The sequence below is a fragment of the Citrobacter sp. Cpo221 genome, from assembly GCF_030332345.1.
GTDB classification, from domain to species: domain Bacteria; phylum Pseudomonadota; class Gammaproteobacteria; order Enterobacterales; family Enterobacteriaceae; genus Citrobacter; species Citrobacter portucalensis.
In genome coordinates this window covers 287,137-303,131 of the sequence record NZ_JAOWIA010000029.1, presented here as the reverse complement: position 1 = coordinate 303,131, position 15,995 = coordinate 287,137, and the positions used below count along the sequence as shown (strand labels likewise).

Sequence of the window (15,995 nt, the reverse complement as noted above, 5' to 3'; positions counted from 1 at the left end):
ATTCAAAGCAGTTCGCGGGCCAGAGCCGCGATGGCTGCGGCGTCAAAGCCATGGTGCTGGCGTAACCAGCCTCGATCCGCCGCCGCCGCGTACTCCCCATCCGGGATGCCTAAACGCTTCAAAATTGCCCCCATTCCGGCCTCTGCCAGCACTTCGGCCACCAGGCTTCCCAACCCGCCATTAATATTATGCTCTTCCACGGTAATCACCGCTTTACAGCCTTGTAACGCAGATAACAGGGCTTTGGTATCGCAGGGGCGAATTGAAGGCACACTGACCACCTTCGCCTGAATTCCCGCGTCAGCCAACAGCGCGGCGGCATCAACAATTTCATGAACTGTCGAGCCCGTTGCCACCAGCGCCACATGCTCCCCCTCACGCAGCGTCAACACCGCGCCCGGAACAAAACGGTAACTCTCGTCATGAAGTTCCGGCAGAGCTTTTCCATCAAGACGAATATATACCGGTCCCTGATAGCCAATCGCATAATCGATAATCTGTCGGCACTCTCGTGGCGAAGATGGGGCGAAAATCTGGATATTGCCGAAGCCTCGCATAATGGCAATATCATCGATCGAATGGTGAGTGCTCGCCAGCGGGCCATAGCTGGCACCAGCATTAAGACCGAATAGCTTCACATTGGTATTGTTGTAGCAAACATCGACTTTAATTTGCTCATTGGCGCGGGAGATAAGGAATGGCGCGGCGTTACAGGTGACCGCCACTTTACCGCCAAGGGCAAGTCCTGCCGCCGTTCCAACCATGCTTTGTTCGGCAATACCTACGTTAACCAACCGGCCCGGAAACTGCTTTATAAAAGGAGCAATTTTCGCGGTTGATGTCGAGTCCGCTACGACCGGCACCAGGTCAACACCTTGTTCCACTGCATCAATGAACGCCTGAACCATGACGTTCGCGAGGTGTTCTGCATTACTCATCTTTTAATTCCTCCAGAGCCAGTTCGATCTCTTCACCTTTTGGCACCCGATGGTGCCATTCAGGGCGCCCCTGGATAAAAGATATACCCGCGCCTTTCGTGGTATTGGCAATGATGACGTTAGGTTTGCCATCCTGCTTAAGTCCTTCCAGCGTGGCGACAACCGACGCCATATCATTCCCCTGACACTCAGTCACCGTCATACCAAATGCCTGCCATTTTGCGGCAAGCGGATCGGTATTCATGATTTCGCGAGTCGGTCCGGCTAATTGAAGATTGTTCTTGTCATTAATAATGATCAGGTTATCGAGGCCATAATGAGCAGCAGCCAGCGCCGCTTCCCAGTTACTTCCTTCGGCCAGTTCGCCATCGCCTGTGATTAAAAAGATGCGGCGTGAACTGTTACTTTTCTTCGCAGCCAGAGCCAGTCCCACCGCAACAGGTAAACCGTGGCCCAGAGCACCGGTATTCAGCTCAATACCCGGCGTTTTCTGGCGCACCGGGTGTCCGGGAAGATGGGAATTGGCATGTTGATAGGTTTCCAGCCAGTCAACGGGAAAAAAACCCGCCTCCGCCAGAACGCAGTAGTAACAGCCTACCGCGTGACCTTTAGACTGGATGTAGATATCCCGAGCCTCATCAGCGATACGCTCCGGAGCGACATTGAGTATACGAAAATAGAGTGCCGTCAACAGCTCAACTTGAGACAAGTCCGCACCAGTGTGCCCACCCGCAGGGCTGTTAGCATTTAATCTAACAATGTGACGGCGAACCGCCCGCGCTTTGCGCTCAAGAGTCTGGATATCATAGTTCCAGGGATTCATTTAGCACCTCTGAATTTATTTTCAATATGGAATATTTATTCCGCATGGGACTAAAAAAACCAGAATTTCCCATACGTCACATCTTCAGGCTTACGCCGTTGTATCATACTCAGGAACATTCTGCCTCCTTACCGCGACCACACTGACGCTGGTAATAATAAGTTGACCTGTAACCACCATGAATATATATTCACAAATGATTCTTTATTCAATTATGCAACCTAATTTTCGTATTTGTCCATAGCTGTTTTGGAGGATTGGTTAAAGTTAGAGCTTTATCACACTTACCTGTCTTCAATTTTCGCGTATGATAAAACGCATTAAGATAATGGCGGTACGTAAATGATTTTCGAGGAAATATATGGCTAAGCAGGACGAACAACGGCTATTGGTTAAAATCGCTACCCTTTACTATCTTGAAGGACGCAAACAGTCCGATATTGCTCAACTTCTCTCGCTTTCTCAGTCGTTTATCTCCCGCGCCATCACCCGCTGTCAGAAAGAAGGGGTGGTGAAAATCAGCGTTGTCCAGCCCTCAAATATCTTCCTGAATCTTGAAAAAGGGATCGAGGAACGTTACGGCATTAAGCAGGCCATTGTGGTTGATACCGAAGAGGATGCCAGCGACCACACCATCAAACGCGCCATTGGTTCTGCCGCAGCCCACTATCTGGAAACCAGGCTGCGCCCCAAAGATCTGGTGGGCGTTTCCTCATGGAGTTCGACTATCCGAGCGATGGTGGATGAAGTCCATACGCAGAACCTGAAGGCCGGCGGCGTAATTCAATTGTTGGGCGGCGTGGGTCCCAACGGCAACGTACAGGCCACAATTCTGACGCAGACGCTGGCACAACATCTGAATTGTGAAGCCTGGCTTCTTCCTTCGCAGAGTATCGAAGGCTCGGTTGAAGAGAAAAACCGTCTCGTTGCCAGCAAAGATGTCGCCGATGTGATTTCACGCTTTGATAATGTAGACATCGCCATTGTTGGCGTCGGGATCCTCGAACCGTCCCAATTGCTGAAAACATCAGGCAACTACTACCACGAAGATATGTTGCAGGTACTGGCAGATCGCGGCGCGGTCGGAGACATTTGCCTGCATTACTACGACAACAAGGGCCAGCCGGTATTGCAAGATGACGAAGATCCAGTGATTGGCATGGCCCTGGACAAGGTAAAAAAATGCCCGAATGTCGTGGCGCTTGCTGGCGGTACAGACAAAGTCGCGGCAATTAAAGGGGCGTTGAACGGAGGTTATATCGACGTGCTCATTACCGACTATCCTACGGCCCGCATGCTGGTCACCTCCTGATCCTCAATTCGCTGATAGCCTTTGCACGAAAGATAAAAAGCAAAGGCTGTGACTAAAATCCATATATTTCAATAGACTGAATGGTTTCACCTCGCCTTAATTTACTCTTCTTTCTGTTATTGTCCCGTCTGTGTAAGTGTGATTCTCAGCACAATTGATGATTTTTTCTGTAGCCCAACGGAAAGATTGTGGCTAAGGTATTAAATAAATAATCACTATCGAATATATATTCAATAATTGAAAAGCGATGTCACAGCCAGGCCTGATGTAGTAATGACGCGACAATGAGGGGGCTTTATCCTCCAAACCGGGACGCAATGTGACTCAGGAGATAATCTATGTGTGCAGCGAAGAAAGAGTTCATCATTGCGCTGGATGAAGGCACAACTAACGCCAAAGCGGTTGCGCTTGATGCACAGGGCAATGTGGTGGCAAAGTTTTCTCAGCCACTGGCGATTCAGACCCCTCGGGATGGCTGGGTTGAACAATCTGGCGAGGTGTTGATTGATGCTTCTATTGGTGTCATTGCCAAAGCTGTGAATCATGTTGGTGCTGAAAACGTCGCAGCACTGGCTATCAGTAATCAGCGTGAAACCGCCATAGGCTGGTATCGCCAGACTGGCAGACCGCTAAATTCCGCAATCACCTGGCAATGTACGCGCAGTGCGGCTTACTGCGAGGAACTGCGGCATGAAAATAAAGAACAACTAATAAAATCAACCACTGGTCTGCCAATCGCACCACTTTTCTCCGCATCAAAAATGCGCTGGCTACTGGAATCTGTGACCGATGGCCCACAGCTGGCTGCGCAGGGACAAATTTGCCTGGGAACGATCGACAGTTGGTTGCTATGGAATTTAACCGCTGGTGAAGCCTTCTGCTGTGACTATTCCAATGCCGCCCGCACACAGTTGCTAAACCTGCACTCTGGAGAGTGGGATGAAGCCATGCTGGCACTCTTCCACATTCCGCGCGCCGCCTTACCGGAAATAAAACCCTCCAGTGGATTATTTGGTCATACTCGTGGACTCAATGGCATCCCAGACGGCATTCCTGTGATGTCGATGGTGGGTGACTCACATGCCGCTCTGTTTGGCCATGCTCTTGGCGAAATGGGATGCGTTAAAGCAACTTACGGTACCGGGTCATCGGTGATGGCGCCGGTCAAATCAGCCCAATGTGATATTGACGCACTGGCTACCACCATCGCCTGGCACGATGGAAATAGCATCATATACGGTCTGGAAGGCAATATCCCGCACACGGGTGATGCGGTGGCATGGATGGCGGACAGTACTGGTCTGAGCGAACTTTCGGATGCCGAACTGGCCTACGAACTCAACACCCTTCCCGCCTCCGTTGATTCGACCCTCGGCGTTTATTTTGTGCCAGCACTGACCGGGCTTGGCGCACCGTGGTGGGATGACAGTGCCCGTGGAGTCATCTGCGGACTCAGTCGGGGAGTTAAACGAGCACATCTCATTCGTGCCGCACTTGAGTCGATTACCTATCAAATCGCCGATGTTGTAGTTGCCATGCAGCAGCACGATGATTTCAAGTTAACTGCATTAATGGTTGACGGTGGCCCCACCAAAAACGACTGGCTAATGCAATATCAGGCAGACTTGCTTGGTTATCCGGTTATGCGTAGCGATGTGCCAGAACTTTCCGCCATTGGCGCGGCATTACTGGCGCGTAAAGCGCTTTACCCTGGCTCACTGACTGATTTAAAAGCTTTTTTAACCGTACATAGCACATTTCAACCCGACATGGATCGCCACCATCGGTTGCAAAAAAGATGGCAGGAATGGCGCCATGCGGTAAACAGAACATTATGGAAACCGGCCCCGTCCGCCTGATGCCTCACCAGGGAAAACGCGCGACGTTATTTACCACATATACAGGAGGACACCGGACCATAAGAAATTCAAGCTTTACGTTGTTTCACCGTACCCGACAATAACAACACAGAGAGAACATTGTCATGAAATTACGTTTAACGCTGTTAACTGCTGCAACCCTGACTGCTTTGTCTTTTACTGCTCATGCAGCGGAAAAAGGGACAATCATGATTATGGTGAATTCACTGGATAACCCGTATTACGCCTCAGAAGCAAAAGGTGCCAGTGAAAAAGCCAAGGAACTGGGCTACAAAACCACAATTTTGTCGCACAGTGAAGATGTGAAAAAACAGAATGAATTGATTGATACGGCAATCGGCAAAAAAGTCCAGGGTATCGTTCTGGATAATGCAGATTCAACGGCCAGCGTCGCGGCAATTGAAAAAGCGAAAAAAGCTGGAATTCCCGTCATATTAATCAACCGTGAAATTCCCGTTGATGATGTTGCACTGGTGCAAATTACCCACAATAACTTCCAGGCGGGTTCCGAAGTTGCAAATATTTTCGTCGAGAAGATGGGCGAAAAAGGTAAATATGCTGAACTGACGTGTAACCTTGCGGATAATAATTGTGTTACGCGCTCCAAATCCTTCCACCAGGTTATTGATCAGTTCCCGGATATGGTTAGTGTCGCCAGACAGGATGCCAAAGGTACGCTTATCGACGGTAAACGTATTATGGACAGCATCCTACAGGCCCACCCGGACGTGAAAGGTATCATCTGCGGTAACGGTCCTGTTGCACTGGGCGCTATTGCTGCATTAAAAGCGGCGAACCGCAGCGACGTGGTAGTGGTCGGTATCGACGGCAGCAACGACGAACGTGATGCGGTGAAAGCAGGCACTCTACAGGCAACCGTCATGCTCCAGGCTCAGGCTATCGCAGCACAAGGGGTTACCGATCTGGATAACTACCTGCAAAAAGGCATAAAACCCGAAAAGCAACGCGTCATGTTCCGCGGAATTCTTATCACTAAAGAAAACGCAGATAAAGTGCAGGATTTCAATATCAAGTCCTGATCCCGGGTTGTTGCGCCTCTCAGGAGGCGCAGAGGAGAACATTATGTCTAAAAAAGCCTGGCTTGCGCTGGCCTTGTTGACCGTGGGCGGATGCCGCATCGTCTCGCAGCAGGAACTTGCGGACCTCAAGTCGCCACCGAATCCACACATGGCCAATATTGATCAAACGTGGCAAAACAAAATTGTTCCGCAAATTGTCGGGCAGGCTCGTCCGGTGGCCGATTTATTAATGGCCTTGCATGCTGAAAAAGATTTTGATAGCGCCTGTAAAAATCTCGGCTACCGTTCTCAGGAAGAGAATCCCTGCATCTTTTACGTACAAGTAGAAGGAAAAATTAGCAATCTTGATACCGCCTCTCGTAGTGGAAAAATGACTATCGCCGATAAAAGCGGCAACAGCATTATTGTGCAGATTGGTCCGACGCTGCGCGGCACACAATTACGCGATGCCTTTAAAGGCACAAGTTATAGTGATTTCAATGACCAGGTATTATTTGGTGAATATGGTCGAGGAATTAACGAACAAGCAATAAAGATGATCCAATCTGCGCAGCTTAAAACCGGAGAATCAGTACACGTTTATGGTGTTTTTTCTGAGTGGGAGATACCAAAATCCATCCCGGTTATTACACCAGCGAAAATTGAATCTGTAGGAGGACAATAACATGCAGCAGCAAGATATCGTCACTCCTCATTCCGTCGAATCTGAAGTTATTATCGAAACACACGATTTATCGCGTGTTTACCCTGGGGTAGTGGCATTAGATAGCGTCAACTACCGGGTATATCGGAATAAAGTAAACGTGCTGATCGGAGAAAATGGTGCGGGTAAGTCCACCATGATGAAAATGCTTGCTGGTGTCGAAAGTCCCTCTTCCGGACAAATTATTATGGATGGCATACCCGTCACATTAAATTCGACCCATCAGGCCGAAAAACTGGGTATCAGCATTATTTTTCAGGAGTTGAATTTATTCCCAAACATGAATGTCATGGATAATATTTTCATGGCTAACGAGTTCTTTCAAAAAGGGAAAATCAACGAAAAATACCAATACGCACTAGCAAAATCCTTACTGGAAAGACTCGAGCTGGATGTTGATCCGTATACACCTCTGGAGGAACTAGGGATCGGTCATCAGCAACTGGTCGAAATTGCTCGAGCGCTCTCCAAAGATACCCGCGTTTTAATCATGGATGAACCAACCTCCGCACTCAGCCAGTCTGAGGTGAAAGTGTTGTTTAACGTCATTGAGCAACTTAAACGGCGCGGTGTCACCATCATCTATATATCTCACCGTCTGGAAGAGTTGATGGAAATTGGTGATTACATCACGATTTTCCGCGACGGTCGTTTTATCAGCGAACGCCCAGTCAATGATGCCAGTATTCCGTGGATCATTGAACAAATGGTGGGTGACAAGAAAAAACATTTTGATTATCAACCCGCACCAAAAGGTGAAACGGTTCTGTCCGTACAGGGTCTCACAGCCCTTCATCCGAGCGGCGGCTATAAGCTTAATGACGTGACGTTTAGCCTCAGTAAAGGCGAAGTCATCGGAATCTATGGTCTGCTGGGCGCTGGACGCACGGAACTGTTCAAAGGTCTGGTGGGACTTATGCCCTGCCAGAGTGGGAGCGTGCAGCTTAACGGCGAATGCATTGATAAAGCCCATTTTCAGTCACGTCTTAAAAAGGGGCTGGCGTTGGTGCCTGAAGACCGTCAGGGCGAAGGCGTTGTTCAGATGATGTCGATTCAGTCCAACATGACGCTGTCTGACTTCAGCCTGCAAGGCTTTCGCCGTGCCTGGAAATGGCTGAACCCGCACAAAGAGCAGTCCAGTGTGAAGGCAATGATCCAGCAACTGGCTATCAAAGTGAGCGATCCCGAACTGCCTATCACCTCATTAAGCGGCGGTAATCAGCAAAAAGTGGTGCTGGGTAAGGCATTGATGACGCAACCGCAGGTGGTTTTCCTTGATGAGCCCACCCGAGGCATTGATGTGGGTGCGAAAACCGACGTGTATCACCTTATTGGCAAAATGGCGCAGCAAGGGCTGGCGGTGATGTTCTCTTCATCAGAGCTGGACGAAGTGATGGCGCTGGCGGACCGCATTCTGGTGATGGCCGATGGCCGAATCACCGCTGATGTCCCCCGTCATGCGGTTACCCGCGAGACATTAATCGCGGCTTCTACACCTCAAGATTAATCAGGCTGGAATCCATCATGAACCAGAAATATATGATTTATATGTACCTCCTGAAGGCCAGAACGTTTATCGCACTGCTGCTGGTTATCGCATTCTTTAGCGTGATGGTACCTAATTTCCTGACCACCTCTAACCTGTTGATCATGACCCAGCACGTCGCCATCACGGGCTTACTGGCAATTGGTATGACGCTGGTGATACTCACTGGCGGTATCGATCTGTCCGTCGGGGCGGTAGCGGGTATTTGCGGCATGGTTGCAGGCGCCTTGCTTACCAACGGTCTGCCCATCTGGGGTGGCAACATCATCTTCTTCAACGTACCAGAGGTCATAATCTGTGTTGCCCTCTTCGGCGTTGTCGTTGGTTTTGTCAACGGTGCCGTCATCACGCGTTTCGGCGTTGCGCCGTTTATCTGTACGCTCGGCATGATGTATGTTGCCAGAGGATCTGCTCTTCTGTTTAACGACGGCAGCACTTACCCAAATCTTAACGGCATGGACGCGCTGGGCAATACCGGTTTTGCCACGCTGGGTTCAGGTACTTTGTTGGGGATTTATCTCCCTATCTGGCTGATGATTGCCTTCCTGCTGCTGGGCTACTGGGTAACCACCAAAACCCCACTTGGCCGCTATATCTACGCGATTGGAGGGAACGAGTCCGCCGCACGTCTGGCGGGTGTCCCTATCGTAAAAGCGAAGATCTTTGTGTACGCCTTTTCCGGCCTGTGTGCCGCTTTTGTTGGGCTGATTGTGGCTTCACAACTGCAAACCGCACATCCGATGACCGGCAATATGTTTGAGATGGATGCCATTGGCGCAACTGTGCTGGGCGGAACTGCGCTCGCGGGAGGACGCGGACGCGTCTCCGGCTCCATTATCGGTGCCTTCGTAATTGTCTTCCTCGCCGATGGCATGGTGATGATGGGCGTCAGCGACTTCTGGCAGATGGTTATCAAAGGTGTGGTTATCGTCACCGCCGTTGTTGTCGATCAGTTCCAGCAAAAGCTGCAGAACAAAGTCATTCTGATGCGTCGCCATGAAGAAAAGCTGGCGGCAGCACCTTCAGTAAATACCGTATCCAGTTAAGCAGCAACATTCCGCCGGGCATCTTTTGCCCGGCCTATACAGGGGATAAAAATATGCAACGTGATTTTCATGGTAAGACAATTGTCATCACTGGTGCTTGTCGAGGGATTGGCGCAGGTATCGCCGAACGTTTTGCCCGCGACGGCGCAAACCTGGTGATGGTATCTAATGCAGAGCGCGTCCACGAAACAGCGGAACAGCTTCGTCAGCGCTATCAGGCAGATATTTTATCTTTGCAGGTGGATGTCACCAATGAGGCGCAGGTGCAATCTCTGTACGAGCAGGCCGCAGCGCGCTTCGGCACCATTGATGTCTCGATTCAAAACGCGGGTGTTATCACCATCGACTATTTCGACCGCATGCCGAAAGCCGATTTCGAAAAAGTCCTCGCCGTAAATACCACTGGCGTATGGCTCTGCTGTCGGGAAGCAGCAAAATATATGGTTAAGCAAAACCAGGGCTGTCTGATTAATACCTCTTCCGGTCAGGGACGCCAGGGTTTCATCTATACCCCACACTACGCCGCCAGCAAGATGGGCGTAATTGGTATTACGCAAAGCCTGGCGCATGAGTTGGCACCGTGGAATATCACCGTCAACGCCTTTTGCCCAGGGATAATCGAAAGCGAAATGTGGGATTACAACGATCGTGTCTGGGGCGAAATTCTCAGCACAGATGAAAAACGCTATGGCAAAGGTGAACTGATGGCGGAATGGGTTAAAGGCATCCCCATGAAACGCGCGGGCAAACCTGAGGATGTCGCCGGACTGGTCGCTTTTCTCGCCTCTGACGATGCGCGTTATCTCACCGGACAAACCATCAACATCGATGGCGGCCTGATTATGTCTTAATGCCCACCAGGGTATCTGTTAAGAGAGTCATCACTATGATTACAAAAGATTTTGCTCAACAACTGTTTAATCTTGAGGGGCGCGTCGCTTTCGTTACTGGCGCAGGTAGCGGCATCGGTCAGACTATCGCCTGCGCACTTGCCAGCGCGGGCGCGCACGTGATCTGTTTTGATTTGCGCGAAGACGGCGGGCTGAACGCGACCGTTGATGCTATCACCGCTATTGGCGCCCAGGCTGCGCTCTATACGGGCGATGTCCGCCAGCTTAGCGACCTTCGCGCCGCGGTAGCCCTGGCGAAGGAACGCTTTGGTCGTCTGGATATTGCGGTCAATGCCGCAGGCATTGCCAACGCCAACCCTGCGCTGGAAATGGAAAGCGAGCAGTGGCAGCGCGTTATCGACATTAACCTCACTGGCGTGTGGAATTCCTGTAAAGCCGAAGCCGAGCTGATGCTGGAATCCGGTGGTGGCTCGATTATTAACATCGCATCCATGTCCGGGATTATTGTTAACCGAGGCCTTGAACAAGCCCATTACAATAGCGCTAAGGCGGGGGTGATTCATCTGTCGAAAAGCCTGGCGATGGAGTGGATTGGAAAAGGAATACGCGTGAACTCCATCAGCCCGGGATATACCGCCACGCCGATGAATACTCGACCGGAAATGGTTCATCAGACGCGGGAGTTTGAAAGCCAGACGCCAATTCAGCGCATGGCAAAAGTGGAAGAGATGGCGGGCCCGGCACTCTTTCTGGCCAGCGATGCCGCTTCATTTTGCACCGGTGTAGACCTGGTTGTAGATGGCGGATTTATCTGTTGGTAAACAGCAATACGCCCGCAGCCATTGTTAGCTGCGGGCGTTAATTTATTCGCGGCTACAGGCAGCCAGCGTTTTTCGTTGCCGCCCGTGTTCATCAAAGTTCTCTGCGGCCAACCAGCGCTGTAACACGGCGTCACACTGGGGCCATTCGCTATCAATCATTGATAACCAGTCGCTGTCGCGATTACGCCCCTTGCGCACAATCTTCTGGCGAAAGCGACCTTCGAAGATAAACCCAAGGCGTTCCGCTGCCCTTCGAGAAGCGGTGTTCAGAGAATCGCATTTCCACTCCACGCGACGATAGCCCAACGCAAATGCCTGGCGTAACAGCAGCCAGATGCTTTCGGTGCCAAGAACCGTATTTTTCATACGCGGTGACCAGGTCACATGACCAATTTCGACCGAACCGTGCTCTCGTTCAATCGCCATAAAACACACCAGTCCGACAGCTCGTCCTGAACGCTGTTCAATGACGGCATAGGGAACCAGAGATGCATCAGTAACTTTCCCCTGCACCCAGCAAGCTGCGGCCTCAACGCTTGTGGGGCGAGAGCTTGCAAGCCAGGTCCAGTCGCGATCGTCCAGCGCCTGCGCGTAGGCATCAAACAGATCGGCGGCATGGCTGTCGGCATCCAGGGGAACCAGTCGACAATATTGCCCTATCAGCGTTTCCCGTGGCAGTACGGCAGCGCCATTCCAGTCCGGCACGACATCGCCGACGGTCTGCCCATAAAGATTTATTTCCGGCACGATTCAACCCCAGTAGCGAAGTAAAAAATAGTTATAACACCGGCCATTACACCTTCAAAGCGTCGCAAGGGTGATTTTGACGACGAACAGAAAATCAGCAGTCCTTCTATACTGATTAAAAATCAACGCGGAAGAGAGCCTTATGCCACTACCCGATTTTCATGTTTCCGACCCTTTTACGTTAGGCATTGAACTGGAAATGCAGGTGGTCAATCCGCCAGGTTACGACCTGAGTCAGGACTCCTCCCGGCTGATTGATGCCGTCAAACCGCAGCTCTCCACCGGAGAAGTGAAGCACGATATCACCGAAAGTATGCTGGAGATGGCGACCGGAGTTTGCCGAAATATCGACCATGCTGATGCTGAATTGTCCGCTATGCAGCAGATAATTATGCGAGTTGCTGCAGAGCATCACCTCGCCATTTGTGGCGGTGGCACACATCCATTTCAAAAATGGCAACGTCAGGAAGTCTGCGATGACGAACGCTATCGGCGCAACCTGGAAAATTTTGGCTATCTTATCCAGCAAGCGACGGTATTCGGCCAACATGTGCATATCGGCTGCGCAAACGGCGATGATGCCATTTACCTGCTACACGGCCTGTCGCGATTTGTCCCCCATTTTATTGCGTTCTCGGCCGCCTCACCTTATATGCAGACGTCCGACACGCGGTTTGCCTGCGCGCGCCTGAATATTTTCTCCGGATTTCCCGATAATGGCCCGATGCCATGGGTGAATAACTGGCAGGAATTCGAGGGGCTATTCCGTCGACTGGCTTACACCAGCATGATTGATAGCATTAAAGATTTACACTGGGATATCCGCCCCAGCCCGCACTTTGGCACGGTAGAGGTTCGGGTAATGGATACGCCGCTGACCCTTGATCATGCGGTCAATATGGCAGGACTTATTCAGGCTACCGCCCACTGGTTACTCACCAAACGCCCGTTCAAACACCATGAGCGTGATTACCTGTTGTATAAATTCAATCGTTTTCAGGCCTGTCGCTTTGGTATGGCGGGAATCGTCACCGACATCAATACCGGCGACGGCTGCCGCCTGTCAGAAGACACATTGCGATTACTGGAGAATATCGCTACCTCTGCGGGTAAAGTGGGCGCAACCAGCGCGATTGAAGCTATACATCTGCAGGTTAAAAATGGTCATGATGAAGCACAAAACATGCGTGACTTTGTCGCCGAAGGCGGGTCACTGAGTGGCCTGGTGAAAAAACATTGTGAGATTTGGGCGGGGTTGTAAGCGTGGGTATTTGCGTTGCCCGCTGAGATCCCGGACAATAGCTTTTTAACTCAAGTTTAACAATGTTATGAAACACCCGCTTGAATCACTGATGACTGTCGCAGGGATCCTGCTACTGGCTTTTTTGTCTTGCCTGCTGCTGCCCGCCCCCTCGCTTGGCCTGGTGCTGGCGCAAAAACTCGTCGCCATTTTTCATCTGATGGATCTCAATCAGTTTTATACTTTGCTGTTTTGCCTGTGGTTTTTACTGCTAGGCGTGATTGAATATTTGGTGCTGCGCTTCATCTGGCGGCGCTGGTTCTCGCTGGTGGATTAGGCCCGCGAGAACCCCTCTGCTGTTAATGCGTTCGGCTATGATTTTCTTTGCGATAAGCTCCCGGCGGCTGGCTGAACGTACGGGTGAAAATACGCGTAAAGGTCTGCTGCGAATCGAATCCGTATTTCAAACAGATGTCGTACACTTTCTGGTCGGTATCGCGTAGATCGCGCGCCGCCAGCAGCAGCTTGCGCTCGCGGATGTAACGCCCAAGACTTTCGCCTTTGTACTGCATAAAAAGACGCTGCAGGTGCCATTTGGAATATCCCGCATGGCGTGCAATATCATCAATGCGCAATGGCTGATTCAAATTATCATCAATCCATTCAACAATCGTATCAATTACCTGAGCAGAAATCGTCATCATGCTCTCCCCTGTATTCATTGAGTCACCTGTTGCCACCAGGCCGTAAACGGTTGGTCCGGTTCGGACAGTATTACCGGTTCACCCAGCATTGGCGTCAGCAGTCGGTAATCCTGATGACGGCTGGCAAGCGCCAGTCGTTTGTATGGATCATCCCAGGTATGTTTCGCCAGAACGAAACGGCCGGCATGCCCTGGCAACACAGCCTTCGCATGTAGATCTGCCGCAGCCTGCGCCGTCTCTTCCGGCATCATGTGAATAAACTTCCAGTCCTGGTCATACTGACCGTTCTCCATAATCGCCAAATCGACAGAGCCAAACTGCTCGCCGATGGCTTTAAAATGCGGTCCATAGCCGGAATCGCCGCTGTAATAAACGTTCTGCTCCGGCGTTTCGAACATGAAGCTCACCCATAGCGTTTGGTTGCGTTTGATACCGCGTCCCGAGAAATGACGAGCAGGCAGCACATGAACGATCAGCGAATCCGTCACTCTGACGGACTGATTCCAGTCCCGTTCTTCGATTATCTCGCTGCGCATTCCCCAGTAACGCAGATGCGACCCGACGCCAAGCGGTGTAATCACCCGCTTAATTTTTGGCATTAGCGCCTTGATAGTGGCGAGATCCAGATGGTCATAGTGATCGTGGGAGATGATGAGCAAATCAATCTCCGGCATCGTCTGCGCAGTCCATGGATAATCACCGGCAAAGGCCTTGTTCAGGAACGAGAACGGTGCGGCATAATTGCTGAACACCGGATCAATCAGGATACGTTGACCCGCCAGCTGTAAATACCACGAAGAGTGGCCCAGCCAGACCAGGGTATCCTGCTGCGGCGAAAGCCCGGCGAGATCGGTCGCGACCATAGGTAACGGCTGCGCTGGACGTGCATTTTCACGCTTAGCGACCAGAAACTCCCACCAGGCCGCCAGCATACCTTTGTTGCCGGTATAGCCCGGTGTCGGCACCTGGTTATGAAACTGTCCATCACGATAGTGCGGTGACTGTTCAACCTGACTCAGCTGTGCCCCTTGCGGTGCCTGACCAAACCCGGCATTGAGTACAAACGGTAAACTTGCAGCTGCGGCAATAAGCATAATAACAACCACACAAACTGTGAGACGCTTCATATCCTGACCTTAAACGCGCCCCCTTTCCGCTGGTTTGCGCGACTGACTCTTGATTATGAGTGAGTAAGCACTCATTATAGAAATCGAAAGTTCTCCGTCAAGATGATTTTCAATCTTTGACATTCGCCGTTGCGGCGCAGCAATCGCCGTGATTCAATCATGTTTTTTACAGACTTAAGGGTAAAGTGTAGTGGCTCGTCCGAAGAGTGAAGACAAAAAACTGGCATTACTGGAAGCTGCAACCACAGCATTTGCACAATCAGGTATTGCGGCGTCTACCGCCGTGATAGCCCGCAATGCAGGGGTTGCGGAGGGAACGTTGTTTCGCTATTTCGCAACCAAAGATGATTTGATCAACGAGCTTTACCTCTTTTTAAAGCAAGACCTTTGTCAGTCGATGATGGCAAATCTGGATCGCTCAGTGACCGATGCCAAATCCATGACTCACTACATCTGGAACAGCTACATTAGCTGGGGCCTGAACCACACCTGCGGGCATCGCACGATTCGCCAGTTAGCCGTTAGCGAGAAAATCAGCAAAGAAACAGAACAGCAGGCTGACGATATGTTCCCGGAACTGCGCGATCTTTGTCATCGTTCCGTACGACCCGAGTTTATGTCTGACGAATATCGCGCCTTTGGCGACGCGCTGTTTCTTTCTCTGGCAGAAACCACCATGGAGTTCGCCGCCCGCGACGCTGCCCGCGCAAATGACTATATTTCGATGGGATTTGAAGCCATGTGGCGAGCACTGACCCGCGAGGAACAATAATGGACGGCCAGACCCTACCTGCCTGTGCGAAACGCCTTGCGCTTGAACTGCCTTTTACCGAACACTGCTGGCCATTTGGCCCGGAATACGATGTCTTCAAGGTTGGCGGTAAAATTTTTATGCTGGTCACGGAGCTTCGCGGACGGCCGCTTATTAACCTGAAATCCGATCCGCAAAAATCACTGTTAAACCAGCAGATCTATCCCAGCATTAAGCCCGGCTATCACATGAATAAAAAGCACTGGATCTCGGTCTATCCTGGTGACGATATTACCGAGTCATTACTGGCAGAGCTGGTGAATGATTCCTGGCACCGCGTCGTCGACGGCTTGCCGAAGCGGGATCAAAAACGCCTGCGTCCAGGTTGATTTATCGCTAACCCCGATAAGTGTTTTTGCATTTTCCTGTCTTATCTTTTTCCTGCTAACCCTGTACCCTGCTGAAA

The 15,995-nt window shown here is 50.9% G+C and carries 17 protein-coding genes; 12 read left to right on the top strand and 5 right to left on the bottom strand.

Annotation, left to right across the window (positions count from 1 at the left end):
- Positions 1 to 2: 2 nt before the first annotated feature.
- On the bottom strand, positions 3 to 938 hold the full coding sequence (locus OGY72_RS02580; RefSeq protein ID WP_003831178.1) for a transketolase family protein: 936 nt from the start codon (positions 936 to 938) through the stop codon (positions 3 to 5).
- Complete coding sequence (locus OGY72_RS02575; protein WP_003831177.1) at positions 931 to 1,761, bottom strand: transketolase; 831 nt, start codon at positions 1,759 to 1,761, stop codon at positions 931 to 933. Before OGY72_RS02575 ends, OGY72_RS02580 begins: the two co-directional genes overlap by 8 nt.
- A gap of 361 nt (positions 1,762 to 2,122) precedes the next feature.
- On the opposite strand from OGY72_RS02575, the gene OGY72_RS02570 reads away from it, so the two are divergent.
- From OGY72_RS02570 to OGY72_RS02535, 8 genes are all read left to right on the top strand, one after another.
- Complete coding sequence (locus OGY72_RS02570) at positions 2,123 to 3,073, top strand: sugar-binding transcriptional regulator (RefSeq protein WP_003831176.1); 951 nt, start codon at positions 2,123 to 2,125, stop codon at positions 3,071 to 3,073.
- Between the two features lie 338 nt (positions 3,074 to 3,411).
- Positions 3,412 to 4,932 (top strand): FGGY family carbohydrate kinase, encoded by a 1,521-nt coding sequence (locus tag OGY72_RS02565; protein ID WP_148362283.1) that lies wholly within the window; start codon positions 3,412 to 3,414, stop codon positions 4,930 to 4,932.
- A 125-nt stretch (positions 4,933 to 5,057) separates the two neighbouring features.
- Entirely contained in the window at positions 5,058 to 5,993 is a 936-nt protein-coding gene (locus OGY72_RS02560) for a D-ribose ABC transporter substrate-binding protein (protein ID WP_003831174.1), read from the top strand.
- A gap of 43 nt (positions 5,994 to 6,036) precedes the next feature.
- Positions 6,037 to 6,657, top strand: a complete 621-nt coding sequence (locus OGY72_RS02555; protein ID WP_100272793.1) for a DUF2291 family protein — start codon at positions 6,037 to 6,039, stop codon at positions 6,655 to 6,657.
- Between the two features lies 1 nt (position 6,658).
- Positions 6,659 to 8,203: a sugar ABC transporter ATP-binding protein gene (locus tag OGY72_RS02550; RefSeq protein WP_057066476.1), complete on the top strand. Its 1,545-nt coding sequence runs from the start codon at positions 6,659 to 6,661 to the stop codon at positions 8,201 to 8,203.
- Between the two features lie 17 nt (positions 8,204 to 8,220).
- Complete coding sequence (locus OGY72_RS02545; protein WP_003831171.1) at positions 8,221 to 9,288, top strand: ABC transporter permease; 1,068 nt, start codon at positions 8,221 to 8,223, stop codon at positions 9,286 to 9,288.
- Positions 9,289 to 9,341: 53 nt separating this feature from the next.
- A complete protein-coding gene (locus OGY72_RS02540) occupies positions 9,342 to 10,139 on the top strand; it encodes an SDR family oxidoreductase (RefSeq protein ID WP_003831170.1) in 798 nt (265 codons plus the stop codon).
- Between the two features lie 35 nt (positions 10,140 to 10,174).
- Positions 10,175 to 10,960, top strand: a complete 786-nt coding sequence (locus OGY72_RS02535; protein WP_003831169.1) for an SDR family oxidoreductase — start codon at positions 10,175 to 10,177, stop codon at positions 10,958 to 10,960.
- A 42-nt stretch (positions 10,961 to 11,002) separates the two neighbouring features.
- Here the strand turns inward: OGY72_RS02535 and OGY72_RS02530 are convergent, their stop codons facing one another.
- Positions 11,003 to 11,707 (bottom strand): GNAT family N-acetyltransferase, encoded by a 705-nt coding sequence (locus OGY72_RS02530; RefSeq protein ID WP_003831168.1) that lies wholly within the window; start codon positions 11,705 to 11,707, stop codon positions 11,003 to 11,005.
- A gap of 142 nt (positions 11,708 to 11,849) precedes the next feature.
- Here OGY72_RS02530 and OGY72_RS02525 point away from each other — a divergent pair, with 142 nt between their 5' ends.
- Both OGY72_RS02525 and OGY72_RS02520 read left to right on the top strand, forming a co-directional pair.
- Positions 11,850 to 12,968, top strand: a complete 1,119-nt coding sequence (locus OGY72_RS02525) for a YbdK family carboxylate-amine ligase (protein WP_286546622.1) — start codon at positions 11,850 to 11,852, stop codon at positions 12,966 to 12,968.
- Between the two features lie 67 nt (positions 12,969 to 13,035).
- Positions 13,036 to 13,284, top strand: a complete 249-nt coding sequence (locus tag OGY72_RS02520; protein WP_148362285.1) for a DUF1158 domain-containing protein — start codon at positions 13,036 to 13,038, stop codon at positions 13,282 to 13,284.
- Between the two features lie 22 nt (positions 13,285 to 13,306).
- Here the strand turns inward: OGY72_RS02520 and OGY72_RS02515 are convergent, their stop codons facing one another.
- Together OGY72_RS02515 and OGY72_RS02510 are read right to left on the bottom strand one after the other, a co-directional pair.
- Entirely contained in the window at positions 13,307 to 13,648 is a 342-nt protein-coding gene (locus tag OGY72_RS02515; RefSeq protein WP_003021996.1) for a RamA family antibiotic efflux transcriptional regulator, read from the bottom strand.
- Positions 13,649 to 13,665: 17 nt separating this feature from the next.
- Entirely contained in the window at positions 13,666 to 14,778 is a 1,113-nt protein-coding gene (locus tag OGY72_RS02510) for an MBL fold metallo-hydrolase (RefSeq protein ID WP_286546620.1), read from the bottom strand.
- 190 nt (positions 14,779 to 14,968) lie between these two features.
- Between OGY72_RS02510 and OGY72_RS02505 the strand changes: the two genes are divergently transcribed.
- Positions 14,969 to 15,550, top strand: coding sequence for a TetR/AcrR family transcriptional regulator (locus OGY72_RS02505; protein ID WP_149281865.1), 582 nt, complete (start codon positions 14,969 to 14,971; stop codon positions 15,548 to 15,550).
- The gene (locus OGY72_RS02500) at positions 15,550 to 15,918 is read left to right on the top strand and encodes an MmcQ/YjbR family DNA-binding protein (RefSeq protein WP_008784040.1); all 369 of its coding nucleotides are present in this window, start codon (positions 15,550 to 15,552) and stop codon (positions 15,916 to 15,918) included. Before OGY72_RS02505 ends, OGY72_RS02500 begins: the two co-directional genes overlap by 1 nt.
- Positions 15,919 to 15,995 lie beyond the last annotated feature (77 nt).

Coding starts and splice junctions, on each gene's coding strand:
- OGY72_RS02580 (WP_003831178.1), bottom strand. CDS start 938: ATGAGTAATGCAGAACACCTCGCGAACGTCATGGTTCAGGCGTTCATT.
- OGY72_RS02575 (WP_003831177.1), bottom strand. CDS start 1,761: ATGAATCCCTGGAACTATGATATCCAGACTCTTGAGCGCAAAGCGCGG.
- OGY72_RS02570 (WP_003831176.1), top strand. CDS start 2,123: ATGGCTAAGCAGGACGAACAACGGCTATTGGTTAAAATCGCTACCCTT.
- OGY72_RS02565 (WP_148362283.1), top strand. CDS start 3,412: ATGTGTGCAGCGAAGAAAGAGTTCATCATTGCGCTGGATGAAGGCACA.
- OGY72_RS02560 (WP_003831174.1), top strand. CDS start 5,058: ATGAAATTACGTTTAACGCTGTTAACTGCTGCAACCCTGACTGCTTTG.
- OGY72_RS02555 (WP_100272793.1), top strand. CDS start 6,037: ATGTCTAAAAAAGCCTGGCTTGCGCTGGCCTTGTTGACCGTGGGCGGA.
- OGY72_RS02550 (WP_057066476.1), top strand. CDS start 6,659: ATGCAGCAGCAAGATATCGTCACTCCTCATTCCGTCGAATCTGAAGTT.
- OGY72_RS02545 (WP_003831171.1), top strand. CDS start 8,221: ATGAACCAGAAATATATGATTTATATGTACCTCCTGAAGGCCAGAACG.
- OGY72_RS02540 (WP_003831170.1), top strand. CDS start 9,342: ATGCAACGTGATTTTCATGGTAAGACAATTGTCATCACTGGTGCTTGT.
- OGY72_RS02535 (WP_003831169.1), top strand. CDS start 10,175: ATGATTACAAAAGATTTTGCTCAACAACTGTTTAATCTTGAGGGGCGC.
- OGY72_RS02525 (WP_286546622.1), top strand. CDS start 11,850: ATGCCACTACCCGATTTTCATGTTTCCGACCCTTTTACGTTAGGCATT.
- OGY72_RS02520 (WP_148362285.1), top strand. CDS start 13,036: ATGAAACACCCGCTTGAATCACTGATGACTGTCGCAGGGATCCTGCTA.
- OGY72_RS02515 (WP_003021996.1), bottom strand. CDS start 13,648: ATGACGATTTCTGCTCAGGTAATTGATACGATTGTTGAATGGATTGAT.
- OGY72_RS02510 (WP_286546620.1), bottom strand. CDS start 14,778: ATGAAGCGTCTCACAGTTTGTGTGGTTGTTATTATGCTTATTGCCGCA.
- OGY72_RS02500 (WP_008784040.1), top strand. CDS start 15,550: ATGGACGGCCAGACCCTACCTGCCTGTGCGAAACGCCTTGCGCTTGAA.